The organism is Pseudomonas sp. NFACC45, from assembly GCF_900113505.1.
GTDB classification, from domain to species: Bacteria; Pseudomonadota; Gammaproteobacteria; order Pseudomonadales; family Pseudomonadaceae; genus Aquipseudomonas; species Aquipseudomonas tehranensis.
In genome coordinates this window covers 1-9,221 of the sequence record NZ_FOPO01000025.1, presented here as the reverse complement: position 1 = coordinate 9,221, position 9,221 = coordinate 1, and the positions used below count along the sequence as shown (strand labels likewise).

Genomic DNA, 9,221 nt, shown 5'->3' with positions numbered 1-9,221 from the left:
GGGACGGGCCGAAAAGCGACGTTAAATCTGAAATTTATCGGCACGTCAGCAGATGTGGATTTCGCGCAGAGGCGCGATTTCCAGTCCGGTTTTGAAGGAGTGAATTCCCGAGGCCGATCAGACACTGCTCCTGAAGCCCTCCCTAATTCCAAGGATTCACCGCTCAGTAACTCTTCGAACTAAGTTGCCTAGCTTCATGGGGCGACCTTCCGCTCCACTCCTTGAAGGCGCGAGAGAAGGCGCTGTGCTCCGAATAGCCCAGCAGCATGGCGATATCCACGATTTGCAGGCGTGGATCGCGCAGGTACGACAGCGCCAGTTCGTGGCGCACTAGGTTCAACTCATAGCGAAAGCTGGTGCCGGCCTCTTTTAGACGGCGCTGTAGCGTGCGTGGCGAGGTGCCCAGTCGGGGACTTATTCGCTCTATGCTTGGCTCACCTTCGCGCATGACATGGGCGATGGCCTTGCGCAGGTGTGCCACGAACTCATCCTGCTGTGGCAACTGGGCCAGCAGGCGATCCGCATGTTGCTCCAACAGGGAGACTAGCTCAGGATCGGGGCTCTTAAAGGGCAGTTCGAGTAGTTGCGCGGAGAAACGCAACACCGCCTCGGCCTGACCGAAATGTACCGGGCAACCGAAGAATGCTTCGTAAGGTCTGGAGTCAAGAGGGCCGGAATGAGTGAAATCGATCCGCAACGGGTTCACGGTGCCGCGCACTAGGGCACGGCAGAACTGCACTACAGCAACCATACCGGTTTCATTCACCAAGGGTCCGGGCTGGTACTGGCTGACATCCCATACCAATTCGAACCAGCCGTCGCCGTAGCGGCGAGTCATGGGAATGACGTCGTACACCAGGCGAATGTAGCGTTCCAATCGTTGCAGAGCAGTACCGAGATTACCGCAGGCCAGCAGCACCGATCCGAGCACACCGATATGCCGGGCGCTGATGGTTTGACCGAGGTGCAGTCCTAACAGCGGATCGCCTAACTCTTGCGCCGCTATCACCAACAGGCGATCCCAGCATTCCACGTCAACGCCGCCGCCCCCTTGGGCGGGTGTGGGCCAGGGCCGGCCAAGTACCGACTCGGGCTCATGACCGAGCGCCTCCAGGTATTCATAGATCAGTTGCACGTAGCTCTCGGGCACTACGCGCCTATACAAGGGCTGGTTCATCGGGCCTCATTAGGTGGGTTGGCCTTTTGTTGTTTGGCGCAAAGTGTCAAGCGGGGCGTCGGGTACCGTCAAGCCTTCATAACAGCAGCGGCCGAAAATGACAGCACTCCAGCCATTCCAGCGGATGCTGTTCATGAAAACGATCACCGAACTTCTGGCACCAGCGACAATCCAGTTCTTCTCCCACGGCTCACATTGCGTTGCCGATTTTTACCGCCCACTGGGTGCCGGACCTTTCCCGGTGGTAGTGATGGCACATGGACTTGGCGGAACGCGCAAGATGCGTTTGCCTGCCTTTGCCGAACGCTTCGCCGCCGCCGGCTACGCCTGCCTGGTCTTCGACTATCGCCACTTCGGCGACAGCGAGGGTGAGCCACGCCAACTGCTGGATATCAACCGCCAACTCGAAGACTGGAAAGCCGCGATAGATCACGCCCGTCGACTCGCGGATGTGAACCCGGAGCGTATCGTTATCTGGGGCACCTCGTTCGGTGGCGGACATGTGCTGGTCACCGCGGCCGGCGATTCCGGTGTGGCCGCTGTCGTCTCACAATGTCCCTTCACCGACGGTCTGAGCTCTAGTCTTGCCATCAAGCCCCTGGTATCTCTTCGCCTCACCTTAATGGCCCTGGCCGACCGAATCGGTTCGTGGTTCGGCGCCAAACCCATTCTGGTTCCGCTCGCCGGTCGACCTGGCGATACGGCATTCATGACTTCCCCGGATGCCTGGAGCGGCTATAACGGGTTGATCCCGTCAGGTGCACGTATCCGCAAAGAGGCCGCTGCGCGCTTTGCCCTAGACATCATTCGCTATTACCCCGGGCGCAGTACGCCACGTATCCAAGCACCAGTGCTGTTTTGCGTGTGTGATCCCGACAGCGTGGCTCCGGCGAAGCGGACGCTGCATCACGCCCGGCGTGCGCCACATCAGGAGATCAAGCGCTATGCCTATGGGCACTTCGAAATTTATGTGGGCAAAGCCTTCGAACAGGTTGTGGATGATCAACTCGACTTCCTCAAGCGCCACGTGCCAAGCACTCCAACGAAGAGGTGAGAATATGTACGACCTTCAAGGCAAAGTGATTCTGATCACCGGCGCGGCTGGCGGCATCGGCGCTGCCAGTGCACGTGAGCTATATGCGCACGGCGCCAGCCTGGTGCTAACCGATACCTCACAGGAGGCGGTGGACAAGTTGGCCCAGGAGTTCAACGATCAACGAGTGCTGCCACTGGCGTTTAACGTCACCGACGCCCTGGCGGCCAAGGCGGTGATACGCCAGACAGTCGAGCGCTTCGGCCGTCTCGATGTGGCCTTCGCCAATGCCGGCATCTCTTGGCGGGGAGTACCTGCCACCCTGCGCACCTGCGACGAAGCGGAGTTCCTCCGCATCATTGAGGTGGATCTGTTCGGTGTGTGGCACACGATACGCGCGGCACTGCCGGAGGTCGTTCGCAACCGGGGCCAGATGCTGGTCACGTCATCGGTCTATGCCTACTTGAACGGCATAGCCAATGCGCCCTATGCCGCGAGTAAGGCTGCAGTGGAGTCGCTGGCCCGCTCGCTACGCGCCGAGCTGAGTGCGACCGGAGCCAGCGCCAGTGTGCTTTATCCCGGCTGGACGGCGACCGCTATCGCCAAAGTTGCCTTCGGGGGTAATGCCATCGCCACCGAGATGAACGAGACCCTATTGCCAGCCTTCCTGCATCGAGCGATACAACCGGAACTGGTGGCACGTGGCGTGGTGCGCGGTCTGCAAAAGCGCCAGCCGCGCATCGTTGTACCGGTTCGCTGGGCGCCCATTTCCCTGATGCGCGGCCTGTTAAACGTTTTCACGGACTGGCATCTGGCACGCGATACCCACCTGCAACGGTTGCTCCACCAGTTGGAAGAAGAGGCCGTTCGCAATCAGACCACAGACTGATGCCCCACTATTTGCTTAAGGCCTACCCTATGAAAAACTACTCGCTGATTGACCGCGTCATTGCCATCACTGGTGCCACCGGTGGTCTCGGCAGGGCCGCCGCGCAAGCCCTGCGCGACAAAGGTGCGAAGCTGGTCTTGCTGGATCTCGATTTGGATAGCTTGAATGCCATGGCTGCCACCCTGGGCGGGCCTGATGTCGCTGCCGGTTGGGTGGCCAACGTGCGCTCAATTGAGAGTCTGGAAACAGCGCTGAAGGAGGCCGCGCAGCACTTCGGCGCAATTGATGTAGTGATCGCCGGTGCTGGTGTCAGCTCGGTGGTCGCCCTAGAGCACCTAGCCCCTGCCACGTTTGAGCGGGTTATCGATATCAACCTCAACGGAGTGGCACGCACCTTCCGCGCTGCCCTGCCCTATGTGAAGGCGCGCCAGGGCTATCTACTGGCCATCTCGTCAATGGCGGCTTTCGTCCACTCGCCGTTGAACACGGCCTACACCGCCAGCAAGGCCGGAGTCTGGGCCCTGTGTAACAGCCTGCGCCTGGAGCTTCGTCAGCACGACGTGGGCGTCGGATCGTTCCACCCGACCTTCTTCCAGACGCCGATGATGGAGGCGGTCATCGACGGGCCGTCTTCTACCCTGGTCTGGAATAACCATCAGGGGGTCTGGCAGTTCGTTGCGTTGGAACAGGTGGTGGCCGCCCTGGTGGCGTGCATCGAGCAGCGGCGTGATCTGGTGACGGTGCCACGCAGCCAAGGGCTGGTGGCGAAAGCCCCAGGCTTGCTTCGTCGGCTTATCGAGTGGATCGGTTTCGAACCTGGAAAAGTCGCAGAAGCGGTAAGGCTCAGCAAAGAGAGCAAGGGCCTGTGAGGTATGAGTGTAGAACTGAACGAATGACCGATTTTGGCCGATTGCTGCCGGTGGAGACGGGTAGCAATCGACCCATTGCAGCCGGTCAGCACCGGCAGAAATCGGCCAGAAGCGGTCATATAGAATGCCGTAACCCATCATCAATTAAATGCAGCCGACGCCATGCCCCAGCCCACAAGCCATCTGTTTGCTTATGTAAGGACAGTCAGTGATTTCCGGCCTGACGTTACCGCTATCGTGCTTTACGGCCTGGAGGTAAAAGACGATGACCCGGTGTATCTGCTAATACGTTTTGAGGACTACGGAAAACTCCAGATTGAAGGCGACCACTTGATACTTGGATTGGATGAGGCACTGGAAAGCGCCGAGTTCGAGTACGGTATTTTGCCAGATGATTGGCGAGTGATGAGCGAGGCGGAAATTCAGCGAATCGATTCGAACATCCGTTCTAGCGATTTACCCGCTTAGGGTCGGAAGCGCATTCTCACGAATGGCTCCTCTTGGCCGAAAGCCGCCGCTCATGAACCGCCGCATTCGACCTGTTGCGGGGCAGGCAGCAATCGGCCGGCGAAAAATCGAGTTGCAATGACTGGTGGTCTGGAATGCAAGGTAAAATGACGATTTTTGTCGTTTCAAGGAACGAACGAGTGTCCACCATTAAAATGAAATCACGGGCCGATTGTCGGCTAACCTCCGCGCTGCTGTTATTAACAGGCTTAGTGGCTCTCTCTGGTTGCCACCGGTTGACACCCGACCAGCGAATAGATGCCTGGATCGATAGCGGAGGTAAATCCGCTCCAAGATACCTCACCTCAGAAGAAATCAAACGTCTCGAAGCAAGACGTTATCTCAGGGTTTTGCGCGCTACCTTGGCTCGAAGTATGTTCTGGGCAAATGGCGAGGGGATGCAAGGCAGCGTGAAGTTGCGGATGAAGCTCAATCAGCAAGGTGACGTATTGCTCTGCGAGGCGCAGCCAACGGCCGCTGGAGCTCCACCAAGCTTTACGAATCTCGTAACGGATGTGTGCTGGAGCAGTATCTGGGATAGCATCCCGGAAGGTCTCCAGAATCCAGCTGATGGCACGCTCGAGGTTATCGCACCTTTGATAGCTTCTGGTAATACTTCACCCATTTCTGATTACGAACGGGGGCACCACAGAACTGATGCTGAAAGCCGTTTTTTCTGGGGCAACGTGGTGGCCAAGCAATCAATAAAGGCGTTCGGCAGAGCACGCTTCGAATTCACTGCCAACGCAAAGGGCCAAGTCGCAAGTTGCGATGTGACACTTAAAAAACACTATTTCCGTCCTGAATATTTTCATCCGGATCCTGCGTTACAAAAGGTGCTTGCAGCTCACTGCCTGCAGCTGGATTTGCAAAAAATGCCTGGGTTTCGTGTAGGGGAAAACGGGGTAGCCCATCGCGTGGTTTTTGTGGACTACTTGCCGTGGAAAAACCATGTGGGGAAATACTCCGAGTAAGGCCCTCACTTTAGTGTCTTCTGCGATGGCGTTCCTGTCGCAACACCTTGCCCAAGGTGTCTGAATCGTCCCTGGTTTCGTAGACACCCGGCGGCCGCTTCTTGGCCGATCACTGCCTGTCGCGCCGAACACCAACGAAACGCTCGATGTTTGTTGCGTATAAACACATCCCAAGGCGCATGTTTAAAGACATCCGGCGTTACGTCCTAAAGGCTACGACACCTTGCGTCCTTACTTACGCGTGCGTCAGAATCCGCTGGCTTGTGCGCTTTGCCCCTCGGCCTCTATCGTTTACCTGCCACTGCCCATCAGTGGTCGGGTTTAGTAGCCCATAGGTTTTGGTATGGTGCATGAGCACCATTCAGTCAGGTCTTTTCCTGCACTTAATGGTGGTTGTGCGCAGGGCGCCCTTGGGCGCGCCGGTTTTGCCAATTCCTCCGGTCTACTAACCTGCGTACAGCCGCCACCTTCTTTTAGTAGAGAACGGTTGCGGCTCCACTTTAGGAATTGTCAAACATGTTCAAAGTAACTCCAAACCCCCCGGATATCGATCCAGTACCCTACGACGCCTCTCTCGATCCTAAGAAGCTAAAAGAGGCGGCAGACCGCGCACTCAACTTCTACCTCAACCCCGGGGCGCCGAAAACGCAGATACCGCCCCGCAAGTCCGGCAACATCTTCCTTATCGACCCAACGGTGGATGACGAAACGCTGCTTGTCCACGCCTGCGAATCGCTGGCGTCGGCCAGCGATATGGCCAGTGATATCGCCGGCGCAATGGAAGGCTCGCAGCGCAACACGATGATGGTGCTGCAACAGGTGATCATGTTGAGTGAATTAGCGGTGAATCGCGTACTGGATAACCACCAGCTACCTGGGTAGTCGCCAGGTAGGTTGTGAGGGCGCCTGCGCCCTCACAGCATTGATTTTGCCTACAGCCAAGCGGGAACCATCCGCGATCCACAACTGCGTAGATCGGAAATAGTGGCACCGCAGACGGACTATAGGAAATGAGCGACTGACGTCCGCTGGCTTCGTTTCACTGACTCAGCAGGGCCCCCGATCAGGGAGGAGAAAAAGACATGTCCACACATCGAAGTTATCAATCAAGCATCGAGCAATTACATCGTGAGGTGGAGGCTTTAGCTGAAGAAATGAGGCGCCCGACCCCATTCCGCGTTACGTGGTTGCCGTTCAGCATCGGTGCAGCGTTCGCTCTGACTGTGTTTGTCGTCGTCGCTTTTGTCGCTAGGCATGTTTGATGCTCTATCGCTGAGATACCTTTTTTGGTCATGCCGTGGCGGTAGCCGGCTCAAGGCGTATTCGGCTTGCAAGAGGGGGCTTTCTCGATGACGTCGAGGGCGTGGAAATGGGAACGTATTTATTTTGGACGGAGACGGTGAGCATGACCGAAAAGGGGACGGGCCGAAAAGCGACGTTAAATCTGAAATTTATCGGCACGTCAGCAGATGTGGATTTCGCGCAGAGGCGCGATTTCCAGTCCGGTTTTGAGTACCTGTCGCGCTCGAAAATTTACACAGCCTGGACCCCTTGCTGCCGGTTGTGACAGGCAGCATGGGGCCAATCTCTCTCGTCCGCTGCGTCGGCAGCCGTGGCAGTGCATCTTTGAGATAGGCATACGGATCATGCCCATGCATGCGTGCTTAGATATCCAGGCAGATTTTTCCGAAATGCTGGTTGGTTTCCTGATACTTGAACGCTTCGACAATCTCGCTTAAAGGGAAATGACGATCGATAATCGGGCGCATGCCATTAGCATTGATGGCTCGGATCATGTCCTGCTGCTGGCTGCGGCTACCCACCAATACACCCTGCAGACGCACTTGCTTGATCAGTGCCGGTACAAAATTCATTGCACCGCTTACGCCACTCAATATGCCGATGACGGAGATGTGACCAGCAACTCGAACTGCACTCATCGATTGCTCAAGCGTCGCAGGACCGCCGACTTCGATGATGTGGTCAACACCACGGCCACCCGTTAGCGCGCGTGCAGTTTCGCCCCAGTTGAGGTCTTTGCGGTAATTGATCACATGATCAGCGCCTAGCGCTTTCAGACGTTCAAGTTTTTCGTCGCTTGAAGAGGTCGCAATAACGGTAGCACCGGCCATTTTAGCGAACTGCAGGGCGAAAATTGAAACGCCACCAGTGCCTTGGACGAGCACGGTGTCGCCCGGCTTGAGTGAGTCATCGGCCATCAGGGCGCGCCATGCAGTAAGGCCGGCGGTGGTAAGCGTCGACGCTTCAGCATGGCTGTAGCCAATAGGCGCGAGGGTGAACGATGTGGCGTTGGCCGTCACTTGCTCACGAGCGTAGCCGTCAATGCCATCACCTGGCACGCTGACAAAGCCTTCAACCAGTGGTGCACCGTTGATCCATTCCGGGAAGAAGGTGCTGACGACCGAGTCACCCACCTTGAATTCAGTGACATCTGGGCCGACAGCAATGACTTCACCTGCACCATCGGCCATGGGGATGCGTTTTTCGCTAGGGCCCCACATACCGCTGACCACCGCGAAGTCGTGGTAGTTGAGCGAGTTGGCATGAAGGCGTACGGTGATTTCGCCACGCGCTGCGGCTCGGACTTCGCTGCTGCCAACCACAACCTTTTCATAGCCGCCACCGGGTTCAACGAAGATAGTTTTGCTGCTCATAGGGGTTTCCTCATGTTTTCTCATTACGCGAAATAACGAAATGAAGGTTTAAAAATTACAATTCGATGAGCAGCCTAGCCGCAAAGTCATCAATCGCCTGCTCATTGCGCCGGTAGTAAGTCCACTTTCCGATGCGGGTGGTCAGCACGAAGCCTGCACGTTGCAAGATAGCTAAATGTGCAGACGCGGTAGAAGGTGAAAGCCCGGCCTTGTGCTGCAAATGGGTGACGCACACGCCTATCGCAGGATCGCCATGATCCTGAGGGGGGAAATTACTGAGTGGGTCTTTGAGCCACTCCATCATTTGCATGCGAGTGTCATTGCCCAGGGCTTTGAGCTGTTCGAGTATCATGGGCGGCAATGCTACGCTTTTTTACGAAATGTTCAATAAGTAATCTATTACCCAACGCAAAGGATTGAAATCAAAAAACGCATTCAGCTGAATCGAGCCTGCTTTTTGTGGGCGTATTGAATGACTGCTTGGACTACCCCGCTCTGGTAGACATCCCCGGTATGCTTGAACGACTGCTTCTGGGCGATCACTGCCTTTCGCACCGGACACCCATCCTCGAACAAGCTACATAGCCAGAAGGAAATCGGCAGACCGGCCGCCCGTCACGCTGCCGCTCACCAGCCTATCGACGCTCTGAGGTGCCTGCCGTGCGCAACGAGCACGATTCAAAGCCCAACCAGCGAGGCCAAAGGTGATAACCAGCGTCCAGTCTTCCCGCCCTGAATCCAACGCAGTGCCGCCGACAATTCAGTCCCAAAAAACATCAAAAAAACTCTCGATGTTTATTGCGCATAAACATATCCCAGGGCGCATGTTTAAAGACACCCGGCGTTACGTCCTAAAGGCTACGACACCTTGCGTCCTTACTTACGCGTGCGTCAGAATCCGCTGGCTTGTGCGCTGTGCCCCTGGGCCCTATCGTTTACCTGCCACTGCCCATCAGTGGTCGGGTTTAGTAGCCCGGATGGTGTTAGTAAGGTGCATGAGCACCATTCAGTCAGGTCATTCTATTCCTGTACTTGATGGTGGTTGTGCGCAGGGCGCCCTTGGGCGCGCCGGGTTTGCTAATTCCACCGGTCGACTA

The 9,221-nt window shown here is 56.6% G+C and carries 10 protein-coding genes and 1 pseudogene; 7 read left to right on the top strand and 4 right to left on the bottom strand.

Annotated features, from left to right (window positions below; all coding sequences use genetic code 11):
• A partial coding sequence (locus BM132_RS28595) for a hypothetical protein (RefSeq protein WP_218157853.1) occupies nt 1–183 on the top strand: 183 nt, incomplete at its 5' end.
• Here BM132_RS28595 and BM132_RS27645 read toward each other — a convergent pair.
• The gene (locus BM132_RS27645) at nt 164–1,177 is read right to left on the bottom strand and encodes an AraC family transcriptional regulator (RefSeq protein WP_092460040.1); all 1,014 of its coding nucleotides are present in this window, start codon (nt 1,175–1,177) and stop codon (nt 164–166) included. The two genes, BM132_RS28595 and BM132_RS27645, sit on opposite strands and share 20 nt — an antisense overlap.
• A gap of 133 nt (nt 1,178–1,310) precedes the next feature.
• On the opposite strand from BM132_RS27645, the gene BM132_RS27640 reads away from it, so the two are divergent.
• From BM132_RS27640 to BM132_RS27615, 6 genes are all read left to right on the top strand, one after another.
• On the top strand, nt 1,311–2,231 hold the full coding sequence (locus BM132_RS27640) for an alpha/beta hydrolase (protein ID WP_092460046.1): 921 nt from the start codon (nt 1,311–1,313) through the stop codon (nt 2,229–2,231).
• Between the two features lie 4 nt (nt 2,232–2,235).
• Nucleotides 2,236–3,099 carry an SDR family NAD(P)-dependent oxidoreductase gene (locus tag BM132_RS27635; RefSeq protein WP_092460038.1) on the top strand — a complete coding sequence of 288 codons (864 nt, stop codon included), beginning with the start codon at nt 2,236–2,238 and terminating at the stop codon, nt 3,097–3,099.
• A gap of 29 nt (nt 3,100–3,128) precedes the next feature.
• Nucleotides 3,129–3,968, top strand: coding sequence for an SDR family NAD(P)-dependent oxidoreductase (locus tag BM132_RS27630; protein WP_092460036.1), 840 nt, complete (start codon nt 3,129–3,131; stop codon nt 3,966–3,968).
• Between the two features lie 162 nt (nt 3,969–4,130).
• A complete protein-coding gene (locus BM132_RS27625; protein WP_092460035.1) occupies nt 4,131–4,436 on the top strand; it encodes a hypothetical protein in 306 nt (101 codons plus the stop codon).
• A 134-nt stretch (nt 4,437–4,570) separates the two neighbouring features.
• A complete protein-coding gene (locus BM132_RS27620) occupies nt 4,571–5,449 on the top strand; it encodes a hypothetical protein (RefSeq protein ID WP_143092398.1) in 879 nt (292 codons plus the stop codon).
• Nucleotides 5,450–5,965: 516 nt separating this feature from the next.
• Complete coding sequence (locus BM132_RS27615; protein WP_047227997.1) at nt 5,966–6,331, top strand: DUF6124 family protein; 366 nt, start codon at nt 5,966–5,968, stop codon at nt 6,329–6,331.
• Nucleotides 6,332–7,017: 686 nt separating this feature from the next.
• Here BM132_RS27615 and BM132_RS28390 read toward each other — a convergent pair.
• From BM132_RS28390 to BM132_RS27595, 3 genes and pseudogenes are all read right to left on the bottom strand, one after another.
• Nucleotides 7,018–7,113: pseudogene (locus tag BM132_RS28390) on the bottom strand (transposase domain-containing protein); the annotation flags it as partial.
• Nucleotides 7,114–8,124 carry a zinc-dependent alcohol dehydrogenase family protein gene (locus BM132_RS27600; RefSeq protein ID WP_092460027.1) on the bottom strand — a complete coding sequence of 337 codons (1,011 nt, stop codon included), beginning with the start codon at nt 8,122–8,124 and terminating at the stop codon, nt 7,114–7,116.
• A 55-nt stretch (nt 8,125–8,179) separates the two neighbouring features.
• A complete protein-coding gene (locus BM132_RS27595) occupies nt 8,180–8,476 on the bottom strand; it encodes an ArsR/SmtB family transcription factor (RefSeq protein WP_092397267.1) in 297 nt (98 codons plus the stop codon).
• Nucleotides 8,477–9,221 lie beyond the last annotated feature (745 nt).

Excerpts from the sequence above, each read along its gene's own strand:
- BM132_RS27615 (WP_047227997.1), top strand. The coding sequence starts at position 5,966 with ATGTTCAAAGTAACTCCAAACCCCCCGGATATCGATCCAGTACCCTAC.
- BM132_RS27625 (WP_092460035.1), top strand. The coding sequence starts at position 4,131 with ATGCCCCAGCCCACAAGCCATCTGTTTGCTTATGTAAGGACAGTCAGT.
- BM132_RS27645 (WP_092460040.1), bottom strand. The coding sequence starts at position 1,177 with ATGAACCAGCCCTTGTATAGGCGCGTAGTGCCCGAGAGCTACGTGCAA.
- BM132_RS27635 (WP_092460038.1), top strand. The coding sequence starts at position 2,236 with ATGTACGACCTTCAAGGCAAAGTGATTCTGATCACCGGCGCGGCTGGC.
- BM132_RS27630 (WP_092460036.1), top strand. The coding sequence starts at position 3,129 with ATGAAAAACTACTCGCTGATTGACCGCGTCATTGCCATCACTGGTGCC.
- BM132_RS27640 (WP_092460046.1), top strand. The coding sequence starts at position 1,311 with ATGAAAACGATCACCGAACTTCTGGCACCAGCGACAATCCAGTTCTTC.
- BM132_RS27620 (WP_143092398.1), top strand. The coding sequence starts at position 4,571 with ATGCAAGGTAAAATGACGATTTTTGTCGTTTCAAGGAACGAACGAGTG.
- BM132_RS27600 (WP_092460027.1), bottom strand. The coding sequence starts at position 8,124 with ATGAGCAGCAAAACTATCTTCGTTGAACCCGGTGGCGGCTATGAAAAG.
- BM132_RS27595 (WP_092397267.1), bottom strand. The coding sequence starts at position 8,476 with ATGATACTCGAACAGCTCAAAGCCCTGGGCAATGACACTCGCATGCAA.